The organism is Shimia sp. MIT910701 (assembly GCF_047126315.1).
GTDB lineage: Bacteria > Pseudomonadota > Alphaproteobacteria > Rhodobacterales > Rhodobacteraceae > Shimia.
Map to the genome: position 1 here is coordinate 3694765 of NZ_CP138953.1, position 15962 is coordinate 3710726.

Here is a 15962-nt window from a genome sequence, read left to right on the forward strand (position 1 = left end):
TCCCCCGAGTGCCTTCATCGTGGCTGGATTCGGTAAAGCTGGCGTGAAGAAATCCGCCTTTCCTCTCCACAAAAGCAAAGGCCGGCGTGCGATCTCTGCACCCCGGCCTTTGTCAAATCTGTGCGTGTTTGGAACGCCCGTCAGGCAGACTGACGATAATCCTCTTCATAAGCCGTAGAGGACGCACCCCCAACAGAAGACGGACGGAAGCTTGCCACCAGTTCGGCCAACTCGCGGGCCGCTTCTAGCAAGGCCCGGCCTTGCGCGCTGGAGCGGTCCACCAGGCTGGCATTCTGTTGCGTCACGCGGTCCAAATCCATCACACCGGAATTGATCTCGGTGATCGCGGTCGCCTGATCGCGCGAGCTGTCGGCAATCTGCACAGCCAAGCGGCTTACTTCCTGGATTTTGGTGATGATACCCTCGATCGCCTTCCCTGCCTGATCGACAAGGTCCACACCCACTTCCACCTGATCCGCCGATGTGTCGATCAACTCTTTGATCTCATGCGCACTTGTTGCTGACCGCAGCGCCAGAGAGCGCACTTCGGAGGCCACAACCGCAAAGCCGCGACCACTGTCACCAGCCCGTGCGGCCTCAACCCCGGCGTTCAATGCCAACAGGTTGGTCTGGAAGGAGATATCTTCGATCACGCGGTTGATTTCGCTGATCTTACCGGCGCTGTCCTTGATGTCCTGCATCGCATCCACGGCAGACTTCACAATCTCGCCGCCGCGCAGAGCCTCGGCCTTGGTGGCATCCACGGTGTTTTCCACCGACTTGGTTTGATCAGACGCAGTCTGCACCCCATCAGTGATCGAACCAATCGCCGCCGCAGTCTCTTCCAACGTTGCCGCCTGCGCCTCAGTGCGTTTGGCGAGGTTCTGCGTGCCCTCCGCCATCTCGCCGGTCTCGTCCTCGATCTGCGAAATGGTGCCCAACACGCGGCCAATCACATCGTCCAACGCCTCGGCAGTTTTGTTGAAGTCCGCCCGCAGCATCTCATAGTCGCTGCTAAATTCAACGCTAATGCGGTGGCTCAACTGCCCCTGCGCCAGCTGGTTCAACCCGTCGGCCAGCTCATTCACAACTTCGGATTGCTCCCGCGCAGACTCTTTGGCCTGATCTTCCATTGCCTTGTTGGCTTTGATCGTCTCCACAAACTCGCGCACGGCCCGCGCCAACCGGCCCAATTCGTCCTTACGCTCGGTTGACGGCACATCGCTTGCGGTGTCGCCCTCACGCAGCGCCGTGATCCGGGCCACGATCCGCGCCAAGGGACGTGTCACACCAGCCGCGGAGAAGTAGACAATCGCCGACATCACCAGACAGATCACCGCAACCGCAATCAACGACTGCATGTATAGCTCATTCACCACCGCCGCGATCACGCCGTCGTAAAAGCCCATGACCATCTCGGCCACAACTGTGCCGTCGGTGTGGTGGATCGGGAATTTCACATAGGCCACATGATTGGCTTCCAACCGCGCCTCTGCCTCTTCCATCGCCAGGATCTCTGCGATGCCTTCTTCCCAGCCGGTTTGATCGGCGCCTTCCACGGACACTTCCGCGAATTGCTCGCCGTCCACGAACACTTTGGCAAACAAAGCGTTTTCCATCTGGGTCACACCCGCAATCGCGCCCGCGGCGCCATCGGTGTTGAAATCCCATACCGCTGCGGCCACAGGCGGCGCCACAAAGATCTGCGACAACGCCAATTCACTCTCAAAGGCCTTGATCAGTGTGTTGCTCTGTTTGGTTACCCAAAACACGGTGGTCGCAATGAAGGACACCAAGATACAGGCCACGATCGGCAGCAGCAGCCGCCCCATGATCGACAGCCCAAAGGACCGCTTCTTCTCACCAGTCATTATTTGCTCCGGCCAGACCGTCGCTACATCCTGTAGCGGAGCCTGATTAGGCGCCAGCTTTTTGGCGCAGTTTCAATCTGTTACGCGCTCCCTCCCTGCCAATTGCGCAGACCGGAAGCCTCATCCCCCCAGCCGACGCAACGCCGGATGAGAAACCGTTACCTCTGTGTGTGTCTCTGTGCTTTGACATGGAAACCGCAAATTCGGCCGCCCAAAAGACGCAGAGACGCCTTTAGTTCCTCGGTCAAACTAGACTTGCTGAGTTAATAGAGACTTACGGGGTGCGACAGAAATTCACAGGTGACGCGCTTGGCACTTAACCCTTTGGCCAAGAGCCATTTTTTCGCAACTGCGTGGAGCTAATATCTTGCATAGGCACGTTCACAAAGGCCCAAACCGGGGCATCCTGACGACTCAGCGCGCGGCTGTTGCGCGGATGGAGTTGCGCGCGCCGAAACACTTGCGCCGCCTTGGCTGTGCGCGCCTCGATCCGGTCCCCCGGCCGCGCCAGCACCCCAACGGGCACCCGCGCCATGATGTCCTGCCAGTCTTTCCAGCGGTGAAACTGCGCCAGATTATCCGCGCCCATCAACCAGACAAACCGCGCTTGCAGACATGTGTCCTGCAACACCGCCAGGGTCTCCGCCGTATAGCGCGTGCCGACATGGCTCTCAAAGTCACAGATATGCACGCGCGGATGGTCCATGATCTCCCGCGCCGCCGCCATACGCCGCGCCAGCTTGGCCGGCCCGCGATCTTTGAGCGGATTGCCCGGGCTCACCAGCCACCAGATCTGATCCAGATCGAAGCGCTTCAGCGCCTCTTTGGTGATATGCACATGCCCTGCATGCGGCGGATCAAACGATCCCCCAAGCAGCCCAATCCGCTGGCCGCGCGCAACATATGGCAATCCGTAAGGCACGGGGTTTAGTGGGCTTTTGTGATGGGAAGGTCAACTCTAAGTGCAAACGACAGCTCTATTTAATAGGTCGACCCAGTTTGTCTGATGTTGTGATAATCCAACGACAAAGTTGCCATCCTAGAAACAAAAAACTCCTGTTGGTTCGGCCACAATTTTTGATTATCAAGTTCCAATGAAACATTACCGCGACATGACCAAAAGTGAGCAAGTTCGAGTTGATTTGACCTGCTATATCGCAATTTGCACGATGTTCCTTCTCTTCTCGGACGACCTGCCACAAGGCGACGGCATCGCAGTGGCCAGAGCATCCCTCTTTGTCATGCCGTTCTACATAGCGCACCAATTTTACCTCCGTTGGAGGGAGACGCGGAAGAAAAAGTAAGACTCCTAATTTTTGTTGTCTGCGCCTGTACAACTGGCAATTTCCGCATAATGTCGCCGCGACCAAAATTGGAACTTGGATGCAACGTAAAGCGTGAAAAACGAAAGAAAAGAAGAGGCTCGGCGCGTTGATGATCGTCTTTTTGTGCGCGCTCTGCCTCGCCGGTTTCTATTCGGCATACATTTGGGAAGGTCGGCATGAGACGCACCTTTACAGTGACACGACGATGAAAACAGCTTTCTGGGTAAGTTTGTTTTCGGCAATTTTTCTCATATCCAAAATCCTTCCTGCAATATTTTCAAGGGAAGACTAGCTGGAGGAGCTTTGCACGGGAAATGAACTACCTATCTCGCATTGCAGTTTTTGCAGTCTTTGTGCTGGTTGGCTATTTCGACGATGCGCGCATTAGCGTTTTCGACTTTTTTGGCTTGTTCATGATCGGACTGTGCTTGGTGTTTTATGACCAAAGTCGGAAGTTCCTTGAGCCGTTCATTGGGCCACCGTCATAGGCTAGATTGAGAACCACTTTTGAATTCTAGGGCAAAACAAACATGGCGAAGGGCACTATGATCCGAGGCTTGAAAGCGATCTATCTCATATTGCGGATTGTTCTTTTTGTGATTTGTTTTTTGGGGCCCATAATTTACCTGCTTTTGGGGGCGGACATCGGCCTCAAAGAAGTATCTGCATGTATAGCATATTATGCCGTCATTGGAGTCAACGTGCTTGTTCGACGCACTGAAAGGCGTGCTGAGGACAAATGAATTACCCATCCGTGCCTTTCAACAAAGCGAACGAAAACTCCATGTCCCATGAAACCGCCTCAAACCTTTTCTCGAAGGCAAATTTAGTGAGCTACCTGAGTAACCGCCTACGCCAAACAGGCGGCAAACGAAAAGCGGTAGTTCTTTTTGTGATCTATTTGGGAGGGATTTGCACCCTGCTTTTTACAACTGAAGACACGATGCGAGACACTTATGGGCGCTCCATTGACCACGTGAAGACCGTTACTTTCTGATACATGCACGGTCAACTTTTTGCACAAGTCGTCTCGTGGAAAGTTCAGAAACACACGGATACTACGTTGACCAACATACAACCCATAGCTTAGATTTGACCAGCAGTATCTATCTTGTAACTAGCGAATACCGAAAAAATGCAACCTCCAAAACAAAAACTCCCACAACTACCACTATGGTTGGATTTAACGGTGAGCGCTGTGGTTTATACTGCTGCATTTTCATATTGGCACTTCATCGCGAGACATATTGAAAACCCTCACTTCTACACCCGTCAACTTTATACAATTGTTTGGCTGTATCCGATACTGTCCTTGGTATATTTTTTGAGGAGGTATTTGAGGAAGTATAAGTAAGTGTTCAGGAATGAGATCCGGCTTCGACAAGCGACAACTAGAAAACACAGAGAATGTCTAAGTTTTCCTACAAAAACCTTCCACCAAAAGAACAGCTGAAAATCGATCTCATCGGCTATGCGCTCGCTTTGATCCTTTACTGCTTACCTTATGTTGGAGTGGACTTCGGAGGCAGCGACAGGTTTCTGCGCATCGCCTTTTTTCTTGGCCCCTTCTACTTAGCTTTTCAGTGCTACCGCGTGTTGCAGCGAAAGTGATTTATCTTTTGGCCTTAGCCAATGCGCGCTCCCAATCAAACGACCAGCACACCAACCTCCATTGCCCCCGCCCCCGCCCTCCGCTATCACACCTCCCAACGTGAATTCTGGCGAACGGAGTCGTCCCAATGGCCTCATATCAGTACGTCTACCATATGCAGGGTGTGTCCAAGACCTACCCCGGCGGCAAAAAGTGCTTTGAAAACATCCACCTGTCCTTCCTTCCGGGCGTGAAAATCGGTGTCGTCGGCGTCAACGGCGCCGGTAAATCGACCCTGATGAAAATCATGGCCGGTCTGGACAAGGACTTCACCGGCGAGGCCTGGGCCGCTGAGGGCGCCAAAGTCGGCTACCTGCCGCAGGAGCCAAAGCTCGACGAAAGCCTCAACGTGCGCGAAAACGTCATGCTGGGCGTGGCCGAGAAAAAGGCCATTCTGGACCGCTACAACGAACTCGCCATGAACTACTCGGACGAAACCGCCGAGGAGATGGCCAAGCTGCAGGACGACATCGACGCCCAGAACCTCTGGGATCTGGACAGCCAGGTCGACATCTCCATGGAAGCCCTGCGCTGCCCGCCCGATGACGCCGCTATCGCCGACCTCTCCGGTGGTGAAAAACGCCGCGTCGCGCTTTGCAAACTGCTGCTTGAAGCGCCTGACATGCTGCTGCTCGATGAACCAACCAACCACCTCGACGCGGAAACCATCGCCTGGCTGCAACAGCACCTGATCGACTACAAGGGCACCATCCTCTGCGTCACCCACGACCGCTACTTCCTCGACGACATCACCGGCTGGATCCTCGAGCTCGACCGCGGCCGCGGCATCCCTTACGAGGGCAACTACTCCGCATGGTTGGAGCAAAAAGCCAAACGTCTGGAGCAGGAAGCCCGCGAAGACAAATCCAAGCAGAAAACGCTGGAGCGCGAACTGGAATGGATGCGTCAGGGCCAAAAAGCCCGTCAGGCCAAGTCCAAAGCCCGTATCGCGGCTTACAACGATCTCGCCAGCCAGTCTGAGCGCGAGAAAATCACCCGCGCGCAGATCGTCATTCCAAACGGGCCGCGTCTTGGTTCCAAAGTCATCGAGGTCAACGGCCTCTCCAAACACTTTGGCGACAAGCAGCTGATCGAAAACCTCGAATTCTCCCTGCCCCCGGGTGGGATTGTCGGCGTGATCGGCCCCAACGGCGCCGGTAAATCCACGCTCTTCAAAATGCTCACCGGTCAGGAACAGCCGGACGAAGGCACCGTGGAATACGGCGACACCGTAAAGCTCTCCTACGTCGACCAGTCCCGCGATGACCTGAACGACAAAGACACCGTCTGGGAAGCCATCTCCGGCGGCGCGGAAATCATCGAACTGGGCGACGCCCAAGTGAACTCCCGCGCCTACTGCTCGTCCTTCAACTTCAAAGGCGGCGATCAACAGAAACCGTTGAACCTGCTGTCTGGCGGTGAACGCAACCGTGTGCACATGGCGCGTCTCTTGAAAGAGGGCGGCAACGTCCTCCTGCTCGACGAACCGACCAACGACTTGGACGTGGAAACCCTCCGCGCGTTGGAAGACGCCTTGGTGGATTTTGCCGGCTGCGCCGTGGTCATCTCCCACGACCGCTTCTTCCTCGACCGCATCTGTACTCACATCCTCGCCTTCGAAGGCGACGCCCATGTGGAATGGTTTGAAGGCAACTTTGAGGACTACGAAGAAGACAAGAAACGCCGCCTCGGCCCGGATGCCTTGGAGCCCAAGCGCCTGAAGCATAAGAAGTTTACACGGTAAGTGTTTGACCCCGTCAAACACTTACCGCGCGTGGCAGGGTTTTGGCGCAGCCAGAACCCGTACGCGCCCCGGTGAGACGGCACCCAAACGCTGAGTGACCCAAAACTAAAAACACCCGCGCCCCGCCGCGGGTGTTCTTTTTTCTACAACATCCAAAACTGCCACCCCAAAGCCCGCAAAGCGGGCTTACGCGTCCGACCCGCCCCCACGGGCGGGCGCGTTCGCACCCACCCTCGGTTCGGACGCGATTGGCAAAACATCCAAGCTTTCGAACACCACAACTTGAAGGCGATAACGCCCGTAGTTATGTTTCAGGTCATGACATCACTGAATCGCTTCAAATCGCTGAAATTCTGGCTCAAGCACGCAATATGGTTCGTCCCAACCGCGTATGTCTTAAATTTCATTTATGCCATCTCTTCCGATCAAACGGGGGGCACATTTGGCGACACCTTCGGCGCTGCGAACGCTCTGTTTTCTGGGACCGCCTTGTTGATGCTTGTGTTGGCAGTCACTCTGCAACGCGAAGAGCTTGAGCAGGTGAAAGAAGAACGCAACGATACAAGAGAACTTCTAAAAGGGCAGGAAGAACTTACGGAACTTCAAAAGAAAGCGCTTGAAAAGCAAATTTTTGAACAAACTTTTGGCTCGTTTTTGACCTCAGCGCTTAGCGAGAAAGCAAGACTGGACATAAAACCAGTCGTCAACAACCGGGAAGAGTCCTCACCGTATTTTAACGCAGCGCTGTTTGCCAAGCGCCTGCTTGAGATGGCAGCCAATGACGAAGACCCCTTTAATCAGAATAGCGTAAATGCGGCGGCCTACGTAACCAAATGCTTCATACTCGCTAATATGCTTCTTCACATAGATAATCTTATACGACGCACTTGTCCGGAAGACGAGTTGGTCCACCTTTCCGCATTTTTTGAATCTTTGATTGAAGACGAAATTGCTTACTGCATTGCTTGGTTTGCGTGTAAGGCAAAGCACGAACACCAAGACCAAAAATCGCTCGAAGAGTTTATTGAGAGGTATAAGTTTGAGGGCCGTTTGTCGGCGGCTGCGTGGAGTGGCTACAAAAAACTAATTTCTTAAGCGCACGCAGGCTATTGGGCTGAAAGGCTTGCTTCGCAAGCCGCTGGGCATTGCCCCACTGACCGACAGGGTCGTGCGCACCAAGATCCCGAGAGGTGACCTCCCCCACGGGAGGGCGATCTTGCACCCGTTGCACCACAAACCACCGCCAGAAGTTTTGGCACACAGCGCCCCAAGCCATGCACCAACCCTCGCCCACCCGAGGTCGTTCGACGCCCAGCCCTCCTACACCAATCATCACACCCCCGCCATCCCACTGTAACACCTCTTAAAACCACCACACCGCGCCCCCATCCTCAGTACACCACCACTCACGAGGATCCCCCCATGCGTCATCTGCTCCCCGCCCTCATCGCCGCGCTCGTCATGGCCGCGCTCATCGCGCTGGACATCGCCCGCCCCCTCGGTGCGCACCCATGGTGGAGCCAAAAAACCCTGCTCGTCGGCGCGCCCATCGGCCTGATCCTCGCCACCCTCGCGGGCCTCAAACTGCGCCCGATCTCGCTCACCGTCACCTTGACCATCACCACAGCCCTAGCATTCGCCACCGCCAAATACGGCCAAACCCAATTCGCCGCCTCCTATGCCGAGGACGCGCTTGCCGGCAAGCTCTGGTATTTCGGCTGGATCGCCACAGGAGCCACCCTTGGCGCGACCTTCACGGCCATCGTCTCAGCCCTCTTCAAAACCCGACGCCCCGACAAACCCAGATAAGTTTTAGCCACCGCCCACAGCAAAGCCCCAACCGTGCCACATTTGCGCCCCATTTCACCCTAGTAATGGTTAACGACATCAACCGGAGACGCAGACATGGCCCTCATCCTCATCTTTGCTGGCAGCATCGCAGGCATCCTGCTTGGTGGCATTCAGATGATGTTTCAGGACGCCTCGGTCTGGACCGCCCTCACCACTTACCTGAGCTTCTCCCTCGGCTTCCCGCTCAGCGCTGGCCTCATTGGCCTCACGCTCACCGCCCTGCGCGGCCGCTTTGCCGAGCAAGACGAGTTTGGCCTCTACAAAGCCTAAACCCTTCACAGTCTGAAAATATCCTGGGGGAGGCCCTGCCCCGCAGGGACGGGGGCAAGGCCCCTAATCCCGCAACCGCGCCGCCAGATGCGCGTCCAGTTGCACCTCCTCGGCAATCTTCATCTGCGCCCAGGTCGCGAGCAACCGATTGATGCGCGCCTGATAGCCCTGCCCCATGGCGCGGTAAAACTTCGCCACCGAACGATCCAGATACAGTGTCACCTTCTCCTTCGGCTCAGCCACATCCAAATCCTGCTCCAGCGTGTGCCACGCCTCCGGTACCGCCTCCCGCAAGGCCTCCGTCACCCAGGTCTCTGACGTCAACACTAACAGGTTGCGCCCCAACGCCTCCCGCGCCATGCGCTGCGCCTTTGTGCCTTTGCTGGCCCGCTGAAACAGCGGCAACTCTTCGCTCTGATCCTCAGACATCCTGCGCCTCCTCAGAACAGACCCTGCCCATCAGAGGTTAAAGCCGCAAAACCCCACCGCCCGCCGCCGTTGCGGAGGCCAAAAAATGCACCTCCGCAAAACAGCCGCGATACAGACGCAATACCGACGTGCAAATCCGCCCTAATTAGCGTGGCGGCCAGGCCGCATCTTCTTCGGGCACAGGCCGCGGTTTGCCATCTTCATCAATCGCCACATAGGTGAACACCGCCTCTGTCACCTTCTCCGAAACACCCCGCCGATGCCGCACCGCCCAGGCCTCGATTTTCACGCCCATAGAGCTGCGCCCCACGCGTTCCACCCAGGCCCAGACGCAAAGCACATCGCCCACTTGCACAGGCCGAATAAACTGCATCGCATCCACCGCCACCGTGGTCACCCGTCCCTTGGCCCGTTGGGCGGCGACAATGCCGCTGGCAATGTCCATCTGGCTCAACACCCAGCCGCCAAAGATGTCGCCATTGATGTTCACATCTGACGGCATCGCCAGCACCCGCAGGGTTGCTTCTCCGTCTGGTTGTGTCTCGTCACTCATGGCGCTTCCTTTCTTGGCTTCCCCCACCCTAACCCTCTGGCGCCGCCGCGAAAAGCTGGTAGAAACCCGCCCCAGAAGGACACGCGCATGACCCAGTTTGACATCATTGTAATTGGCGCAGGCCCCGCCGGCAGCTCTGCGGCCACCTGGGCGGCAAAACAGGGCCGTTCTGTGGCTCTGATCGACAAGGCGACCTTCCCGCGCAACAAACTCTGCGGCGGGCTGTTTACCGAGCGCAGCCGAACCTATTACCACGAGATTTTTGGCCAGGATGTTAACCTCGCCCACGCTGTCACGCGCGAGGAAATTGCCTTCTGGCATGACGGGCGCGAGCTGGCCGTGCTCTCTGACATCCCGCCCTTGCATCTGACCATGCGACTGGATCTCGATGCAGCGATGTTTGCCCATGCGCTGGACGCAGGCGTCGAGGATTTCACCGGACAGGCCATCGCGGAACTCACTGAAACCGCGGTGAAATTGCGCGACGGCACCACACTGACCGCCGCTGTGATCATCGGTGCGGATGGCGTAAACTCAATTGTCGCCAGGCAGCTATTTGGCAAATCCTTTGACACCAAAACCATCGGCTTTGGTCTCGAAATCGAGGCGCCTTTGTCGGCGCAGGACCCAGCGGAGCAGCCTTTGCGCATCGACTTTGCCGCCGCCACCTGGGGCTATGGCTGGTCCTTCCCCAAACAAGGCTCCACCACGGTGGGCGTCGGTGGTCTGCGGGCACCAAACCCGGACATGAAAGACCACATGCAGCGCTACATGCGCACGTTGGGCCTGCCCTCTGAAGCCGTGAAAATCAAAGGCCACCACCTGCCATTTGGCGACTTCCGCCCCACCCCGGGGCGCGCCCATATCCTGCTGGCGGGCGACGCCGCTGGGCTGGTGGATCCGATCACCGGAGAAGGCATTGCCTTTGCGATGAAAAGCGGCCAGCTCGCCGCGCAGGCCGCCTGTGACGCGTTCAAAGCCAACGCGCCCCACACCGCCATCAATCTGTATAAAACCGAGCTCAAAGACATGCACCGCAACCTGCGCATCGCCCGCAACCTGCGCCGCATCATCTTTGCACCCCGCTGGCAGAAAGCCTTCATCGGCACCTTCCGCCGCTCCGGCACTGTGCGCATGATGTACATGCGGCTTCTGGCGGGCGAAGTGGAATATCCGGAACTGGCCCGCCGCGTGCTGGCCCGCCTGCCGCGCTACCTGCTCAACGCCCTCAGACGGACGCCTTGACCCACTTCACAATTGCGGCTTTGGGCATCGCGCCGGACTGCCGTGCGCGCTCTTTTCCGTTGGTAAACGGGGCCATGGTTGGAATACCCCGGATGCGATACTTGGCCCCCGCATTTTTATACGCTTCGGTGTTGAGCTTCACCAAGCGCACCGCGCCTTTGACCTCCTGTGCCGCCGCCTGATACTGCGGCGCCATCTGCCGGCACGGCCCACTCCACGGCGCCCAGAAATCCACCACCAATGGCACATCATCCGTGCGTACAGCCTTCTCAAAGGTTGCGAGATCAACCTCCGCCACCTTGCCACTCATCAGCCCTTTGCCGCAGGTGCCGCACTTCGGCCCGGCACCCAACTTGTCATATGGCACACGGTTCACCTGGCCACAGTCAAAACAGGTCAGCTTCTTACCGCTCATAAAAAGTCTCCGCCGTCACATGCCGCAATCCACATATGTGGCGCGCTACAAAATTGGAACCCTGCCACCAAAGAAAAGGCCGGGCAAAACCCGGCCTTTCCGCACGCCTGAAACAGATCTTAGTTCAGCGCTTTGTCGGTGATCGCGTGGGTCCACGCGCCTTCCGGCTTCTTGGTGATCACAGGGTCAGAACCACCAGACATCAGGCTGTCCACAGTACGCTCATAATCCGCCACATCGAGCGCGCCGTTGCTGCCTGCGGTCAGCTTGGCAATCTCGCTCATCATGCGCACCTGATGCTCTTCGGTCTGTGCACCGGAGGCATCGTTGTCCAGCACGATCAGCGCCGCCTCTTCCGGGTTCTCTTCCGCCCACTTCCAGCCTTTCATGGACGCACGCACAAAGCGCACCATCTTGTCCTCAAATGCCGGATCGGCCAGCTTCTCTTCCATGACGTACATGCCGTCTTCCAGCGTCGCTACGCCCTGATCTTCATATTTGAACACCACCAGGTCATCTGGGCTCAGACCCGCATCAATGATCTGCCAGTATTCGTTATAGGTCATGGTCGACACACAAGCCGCCTGCCCCTGAAGGATCGGGTCCACGTTGAAGCCCTGCTTCAGAACCGTCACACCACCGTCAGAGCCGTCTGTTGCCAGGCCCAGCTTGCTCATCCAGCTCAGGAACGGATACTCGTTGCCAAAGAACCAAACGCCCAGCGTCTTGCCGGCGAAATCTTCCGGCGAGGTCACGCCGGCGTCCTTGCGGCAGGTCAGCATCATGCCGGAGGATTTGAACGGCTGCGCAATGTTCACCAGCGCGAGACCCTTTTCGCGGGACGCCAAAGCAGATGGCATCCAGTCCAGCACCACATCGGCACCACCACCGGCAATCACCTGCGCCGGGGCAATATCCGGGCCACCCGGCTTGATGGTCACGTTCAGGTCTTCTTCGGCATAAAAGCCTTTGTCCTGCGCCACATAGTAGCCCGCAAACTGGGCCTGCGTGACCCATTTGAGCTGCAAGGTTACGTCATCTGCGGCCTGCGCCACGCTGGCAGCCACGCCCAGCGCCGCTGCTGTCAGAGCTTTCATCATCGTTTTCATTTTGGCTTATCTCCTTGTTGGTTTTAGCTATTTTATAGTTGTCACACCGTCTCTGCGGCGTTTGTTACAAAGCTGAACCCCTTGGGGTAGCTATGAAAATCGTCAAAATCACCTTTGCCAATAGCCACGCCCTGCGCCCGCAGGATCGCGTAGCCCATGTTCAGATGAAAAAAGAAATTTGGCATCCCGTAAAGGGTGATGAAGTCGCAAGCCGGCTGGGTAAGCGTGGCTTCGCCGGCCACATGGGTCACTGCGCGGGTCTCCGCCCCCGCAAAATCCGCGGGCGTCAGGGCCGCAATCTGCGCCCGTACAAACGCCCCGCGCAAGTTTACATCCGCCACCGAACTGGCCTCTGCCAACTCCGGCACCTCCCGTCCCAAAAGCGGAAACAGACTGCGCAACACATAGCCCTGCGCAATCGCAAAGTTCTCCAGCGCCGTGAAACTCTCCGGCGTCAACCGCCCTTCCAACGCTTCCGGCGTGGCCTGTGCCATCAGGTGCGCGATGCGCTCCAGATAGTGCTCAAACACACGCACGTAAGAGTGGAAAGACGTGTCGCTCATCGCGATTTCCTCTGTGAGGGATGCCAGAAGGTCACAGACTTCTCAAGCAAGGCCACACCGCCGTAAAACAGCGAGCCTGCCAAGGCTGCGACCACAATCTCCGCCCAAACCATATCCAGCGCAAGCCGACCAACCTCTGTCGAGATCCGGAAGCCCATGCCTTTGATCGGACTGCCAAAAAATTCAGCAACGATCGCCCCGATCAAGGCCAGCGTGGTGGAGATTTTCAATCCATTGAAGATAAACGGCATCGCCGCAGGCAGCCGCAGTTTCATCAACGTCTGACCATAGCTGGACGCATAGGTCCGCATCAGATCCCGCTGCATATGATCCGTCGCTTGCAGGCCTTCCACCGTGTTCACCAACATCGGGAAGAACACCATGACCACAACCACGGCGGCCTTGGATTGCCAGTCAAAGCCAAACCACATCACCATGATCGGTGCCATGCCAATGATCGGCAGCGCGGCGACAAAGTTGCCCACCGGCAGCAAGCCCCGTTGCAAAAACGGGAAACGGTCAATCACCAGCGCGGTCAGGAAAGCTGCACCACAGCCCAGAATGTACCCAGACATCGCGCCTTTGATCACCGTCTGCACAAAGTCTTCCCACAGGATCGGGATCGACGTGGCAAACTTCAGCGCAATCGCCGTGGGCGCAGGCAGAAGCACCGGGTTGATCTCAAACCCGCGCACCGCGCATTCCCAAAGCACCACAATGGTCAGACCAAATATCACTGGCACCGCCAACGCGCTAAACTGCGTCCGCGGACGATGGGACAGGTAAGAATTCACCCGCCAGCCCACCAGCCACGCAACTAGTCCAAAAACAATCCAACCCATCACGCCATCCCCATCCGTTTGAGAACCACTTTCTGGATCACGCCAATGATCGCCACCAGTGCCGCCGCAAGGGCCGCTGCCGTGATCAACGCGCTCCAGATCTGGATCGTCTGTCCATAGTAACTGCCTGCCAGCAACCGCGCGCCCAATCCGGCCACAGCCCCCGTCGGCAATTCCCCCACAATGGCCCCCACCAGCGAGGCCGCCATGGCCACCTTCAACGAGGGGAACAGGAACGGCATCGAGCTTGGCAAACGTAGTTTCCAGAACTCCTGGCCTTTGGTAGCGCTCCAGGTCTTCATCTGATCGACCATCATATGATCCGGGCTGCGCAGGCCTTTCACCATGCCGACAACCACCGGGAAGAAGCTGAGATACATGGAAATCACCGCTTTGGGCAGCAGGCCGGAAATGCCAATCGCGTTTAAAACCACAATAATCATCGGCGCAATCGCCAGGATCGGAATGGTCTGACTGGCAATCACCCAGGGCATGACGCTCATGTCCATGGTGCGGTTGTAAACAATCCCCACCGACAGAGCGACGCCCAACCCCGTGCCCAGCGCAAAGCCCAAAAGGGTCGCGGAGAGCGTGATCCAGCTGTGATAAATCAGGCTGCGCTTGGAAAATGCGCGACCTTTGGCGACCATCTCGCCGGTGGTTTTCCAAATTTCCTTGCCCACCTGATGCGGTGCCGGAAGCTTGGGTTTCTTTTGCTGCATCGTGTCGGCCACCATCTCAGAGAAGGTGATCTCCACATTGGCGCGTTTGGCTTTGTCATAGGCCCAAGGCGCATTGAGCGCGACGGCCCCCGCATACCACAGCACAAAGATCGCAGCGACAACGGTCAGGATCGGTCCGATATTCCTCATGCCCGCCACTCCATCCGCACTTCACGCACCGTGTTTGGTGGCTCCGCGTCATGACGACTAACCTCTTCAAACCCTTCACGTTTGTAGAACTTCTGCGCCCGCTCATTTGGTTCATGCGTCGTCAGCCAGACAAAGTCACGCCCTGCTTTCGCTTTATCCATCAACGCCTTGCCCACACCAGCGCCCGTGGTCTTGCAGTACAGGCCACCAACACGCGACACGCTCGGATCAAACGACAGGTAGCCCTCAATCGGCTCACCCGCGACCCAAATCTCACGCTCCGGCATCGCCTCGCGAATAAACCCAGCAATCTCTTCGGGACCATAAGGCGACTCCATCCAATCCGTGGCCGCCTCCCAGTCACAGACGATCTGCGCCATTGCAGGCACATCCGCCTCCACCGCCAGTCTCACGGCAACCTCAGTCATCGCCATGCCCCGCACGCAGACCATCCCGCACGCGATGTGCAATTTCGATGAACTCAGGGCTGTCGCGAATGTCCAGCGGCCGCTCTTTGGGCAATGTGCTTTCAATCACATCATGTATGCGCCCCGGACGGGGGCTCATCACCACAATCTTTGTGCTCAAATACACCGCTTCCGGGATCGAGTGTGTCACAAAGCCAATGGTCTTATTGGTCCGCGCCCACAGCTCCAAAAGCTGCTCATTGAGGTGATCGCGCACAATCTCATCCAGCGCACCAAACGGCTCATCCATCAACAGAATGTCGGCCTGAAACGCCAACGCCCGCGCAATCGACGCCCTCTGCTGCATCCCGCCAGACAACTGCCAGGGATACTTATTCTCAAACCCTTCCAGATGCACCAGCTCCAGCACTTCCTTCACGGACTTGTCCTGCTCGGCTTTATCAACGCCCATGATCTCCAACGGCAGGCGAATGTTGCCACCTATGGTGCGCCACGGGTACAGCCCCGCATGCTGGAACACATAGCCATAAGCCCGCGCCTTACGCGCCTCTGCCGGGCTCACCCCATTGACGGTGATCTCCCCCGCTGTGGGCTGTTCCAGATCGGCCATACAGCGCAGGAATGTGGTCTTGCCACAGCCCGACGGCCCGATGAAGGAGACAAAATCCCCTTTGTTGATCTCAAGGTTGATGTCCTTGAGCGCATGCACCGGCCCATCGTTGGTCTGAAACGTCAGGCTCAGGTTCTTGGCGCCGATCACGCTTGACACACCGCTCTCCACTTCTCTGATAGTC

At 57.2% G+C, this 15962-nt stretch carries 18 protein-coding genes; 6 read left to right on the forward strand and 12 right to left on the reverse strand.

Going from position 1 to position 15962, the window contains the following annotated elements:
- Positions 1-140 precede the first annotated feature (140 nt).
- The 3 genes from SIB38_RS17940 to SIB38_RS17950 form a co-directional block, all read right to left on the reverse strand.
- On the reverse strand, positions 141-1871 hold the full coding sequence (locus tag SIB38_RS17940; RefSeq protein WP_412550754.1) for a methyl-accepting chemotaxis protein: 1731 nt from the start codon (positions 1869-1871) through the stop codon (positions 141-143).
- A gap of 316 nt (positions 1872-2187) precedes the next feature.
- Positions 2188-2793: a nicotinate-nucleotide adenylyltransferase gene (locus tag SIB38_RS17945; protein ID WP_412550755.1), complete on the reverse strand. Its 606-nt coding sequence runs from the start codon at positions 2791-2793 to the stop codon at positions 2188-2190.
- Positions 2794-3110: 317 nt separating this feature from the next.
- On the reverse strand, positions 3111-3374 hold the full coding sequence (locus SIB38_RS17950; RefSeq protein WP_412550756.1) for a hypothetical protein: 264 nt from the start codon (positions 3372-3374) through the stop codon (positions 3111-3113).
- 1229 nt (positions 3375-4603) lie between these two features.
- Here SIB38_RS17950 and SIB38_RS17955 point away from each other — a divergent pair.
- The 5 genes from SIB38_RS17955 to SIB38_RS17975 all read left to right on the forward strand — a co-directional run bounded on the left by SIB38_RS17955 (position 4604) and on the right by SIB38_RS17975 (position 8712).
- Positions 4604-4807 (forward strand): hypothetical protein, encoded by a 204-nt coding sequence (locus SIB38_RS17955; RefSeq protein ID WP_412550757.1) that lies wholly within the window; start codon positions 4604-4606, stop codon positions 4805-4807.
- A 128-nt stretch (positions 4808-4935) separates the two neighbouring features.
- A complete protein-coding gene (gene ettA / locus SIB38_RS17960) occupies positions 4936-6591 on the forward strand; it encodes an energy-dependent translational throttle protein EttA (RefSeq protein ID WP_294116270.1) in 1656 nt (551 codons plus the stop codon).
- A 318-nt stretch (positions 6592-6909) separates the two neighbouring features.
- Entirely contained in the window at positions 6910-7686 is a 777-nt protein-coding gene (locus tag SIB38_RS17965) for a hypothetical protein (protein WP_294116271.1), read from the forward strand.
- A gap of 327 nt (positions 7687-8013) precedes the next feature.
- Positions 8014-8400 (forward strand): hypothetical protein, encoded by a 387-nt coding sequence (locus SIB38_RS17970; RefSeq protein ID WP_294116273.1) that lies wholly within the window; start codon positions 8014-8016, stop codon positions 8398-8400.
- 96 nt (positions 8401-8496) lie between these two features.
- Positions 8497-8712, forward strand: coding sequence for a hypothetical protein (locus SIB38_RS17975; RefSeq protein ID WP_294116274.1), 216 nt, complete (start codon positions 8497-8499; stop codon positions 8710-8712).
- 63 nt (positions 8713-8775) lie between these two features.
- On the opposite strand, the gene SIB38_RS17980 is transcribed toward SIB38_RS17975, so the two are convergent.
- Both SIB38_RS17980 and SIB38_RS17985 read right to left on the reverse strand, forming a co-directional pair.
- The gene (locus tag SIB38_RS17980) at positions 8776-9141 is read right to left on the reverse strand and encodes a BrnA antitoxin family protein (protein WP_412550758.1); all 366 of its coding nucleotides are present in this window, start codon (positions 9139-9141) and stop codon (positions 8776-8778) included.
- Between the two features lie 145 nt (positions 9142-9286).
- Complete coding sequence (locus tag SIB38_RS17985; RefSeq protein WP_294116276.1) at positions 9287-9694, reverse strand: acyl-CoA thioesterase; 408 nt, start codon at positions 9692-9694, stop codon at positions 9287-9289.
- A gap of 87 nt (positions 9695-9781) precedes the next feature.
- Here SIB38_RS17985 and SIB38_RS17990 point away from each other — a divergent pair, with 87 nt between their 5' ends.
- Positions 9782-10939, forward strand: a complete 1158-nt coding sequence (locus SIB38_RS17990; protein ID WP_412550759.1) for a geranylgeranyl reductase family protein — start codon at positions 9782-9784, stop codon at positions 10937-10939.
- Here the strand turns inward: SIB38_RS17990 and trxC are convergent.
- The 7 genes from trxC to SIB38_RS18025 all read right to left on the reverse strand — a co-directional run bounded on the left by trxC (position 10923) and on the right by SIB38_RS18025 (position 15937).
- On the reverse strand, positions 10923-11354 hold the full coding sequence (trxC, locus tag SIB38_RS17995) for a thioredoxin TrxC (protein WP_412550760.1): 432 nt from the start codon (positions 11352-11354) through the stop codon (positions 10923-10925). The two genes, SIB38_RS17990 and trxC, sit on opposite strands and share 17 nt — an antisense overlap.
- 119 nt (positions 11355-11473) lie before the next feature.
- Entirely contained in the window at positions 11474-12454 is a 981-nt protein-coding gene (locus SIB38_RS18000; RefSeq protein WP_294116544.1) for an ABC transporter substrate-binding protein, read from the reverse strand.
- A 50-nt stretch (positions 12455-12504) separates the two neighbouring features.
- Positions 12505-13026, reverse strand: coding sequence for a DUF1993 family protein (locus SIB38_RS18005; RefSeq protein WP_412550761.1), 522 nt, complete (start codon positions 13024-13026; stop codon positions 12505-12507).
- Positions 13023-13868, reverse strand: a complete 846-nt coding sequence (locus tag SIB38_RS18010; protein WP_294116281.1) for an ABC transporter permease — start codon at positions 13866-13868, stop codon at positions 13023-13025. The genes SIB38_RS18005 and SIB38_RS18010 overlap by 4 nt, the downstream gene beginning before the upstream one ends.
- Positions 13868-14740, reverse strand: coding sequence for an ABC transporter permease (locus tag SIB38_RS18015; RefSeq protein WP_294116282.1), 873 nt, complete (start codon positions 14738-14740; stop codon positions 13868-13870). Before SIB38_RS18015 ends, SIB38_RS18010 begins: the two co-directional genes overlap by 1 nt.
- The gene (locus tag SIB38_RS18020) at positions 14737-15174 is read right to left on the reverse strand and encodes an N-acetyltransferase family protein (RefSeq protein WP_412550762.1); all 438 of its coding nucleotides are present in this window, start codon (positions 15172-15174) and stop codon (positions 14737-14739) included. Before SIB38_RS18020 ends, SIB38_RS18015 begins: the two co-directional genes overlap by 4 nt.
- Entirely contained in the window at positions 15161-15937 is a 777-nt protein-coding gene (locus SIB38_RS18025; RefSeq protein ID WP_412550763.1) for an ABC transporter ATP-binding protein, read from the reverse strand. The genes SIB38_RS18020 and SIB38_RS18025 overlap by 14 nt, the downstream gene beginning before the upstream one ends.
- Between the last annotated feature and the right edge of the window lie 25 nt (positions 15938-15962).

What these genes read in the sequence shown, in the direction of transcription:
- SIB38_RS17940 (WP_412550754.1), bottom strand. Translation starts at nt 1,871, where the DNA reads ATGACTGGTGAGAAGAAGCGGTCCTTTGGGCTGTCGATCATGGGGCGG.
- SIB38_RS17950 (WP_412550756.1), bottom strand. Translation starts at nt 3,374, where the DNA reads ATGCCGACCTTCCCAAATGTATGCCGAATAGAAACCGGCGAGGCAGAG.
- SIB38_RS17955 (WP_412550757.1), top strand. Translation starts at nt 4,604, where the DNA reads ATGTCTAAGTTTTCCTACAAAAACCTTCCACCAAAAGAACAGCTGAAA.
- ettA (WP_294116270.1), top strand. Translation starts at nt 4,936, where the DNA reads ATGGCCTCATATCAGTACGTCTACCATATGCAGGGTGTGTCCAAGACC.
- SIB38_RS17965 (WP_294116271.1), top strand. Translation starts at nt 6,910, where the DNA reads ATGACATCACTGAATCGCTTCAAATCGCTGAAATTCTGGCTCAAGCAC.
- SIB38_RS17970 (WP_294116273.1), top strand. Translation starts at nt 8,014, where the DNA reads ATGCGTCATCTGCTCCCCGCCCTCATCGCCGCGCTCGTCATGGCCGCG.
- SIB38_RS17975 (WP_294116274.1), top strand. Translation starts at nt 8,497, where the DNA reads ATGGCCCTCATCCTCATCTTTGCTGGCAGCATCGCAGGCATCCTGCTT.
- SIB38_RS17980 (WP_412550758.1), bottom strand. Translation starts at nt 9,141, where the DNA reads ATGTCTGAGGATCAGAGCGAAGAGTTGCCGCTGTTTCAGCGGGCCAGC.
- SIB38_RS17985 (WP_294116276.1), bottom strand. Translation starts at nt 9,694, where the DNA reads ATGAGTGACGAGACACAACCAGACGGAGAAGCAACCCTGCGGGTGCTG.
- SIB38_RS17990 (WP_412550759.1), top strand. Translation starts at nt 9,782, where the DNA reads ATGACCCAGTTTGACATCATTGTAATTGGCGCAGGCCCCGCCGGCAGC.
- trxC (WP_412550760.1), bottom strand. Translation starts at nt 11,354, where the DNA reads ATGAGCGGTAAGAAGCTGACCTGTTTTGACTGTGGCCAGGTGAACCGT.
- SIB38_RS18000 (WP_294116544.1), bottom strand. Translation starts at nt 12,454, where the DNA reads ATGATGAAAGCTCTGACAGCAGCGGCGCTGGGCGTGGCTGCCAGCGTG.
- SIB38_RS18005 (WP_412550761.1), bottom strand. Translation starts at nt 13,026, where the DNA reads ATGAGCGACACGTCTTTCCACTCTTACGTGCGTGTGTTTGAGCACTAT.
- SIB38_RS18010 (WP_294116281.1), bottom strand. Translation starts at nt 13,868, where the DNA reads ATGGGTTGGATTGTTTTTGGACTAGTTGCGTGGCTGGTGGGCTGGCGG.
- SIB38_RS18015 (WP_294116282.1), bottom strand. Translation starts at nt 14,740, where the DNA reads ATGAGGAATATCGGACCGATCCTGACCGTTGTCGCTGCGATCTTTGTG.
- SIB38_RS18020 (WP_412550762.1), bottom strand. Translation starts at nt 15,174, where the DNA reads ATGGCGATGACTGAGGTTGCCGTGAGACTGGCGGTGGAGGCGGATGTG.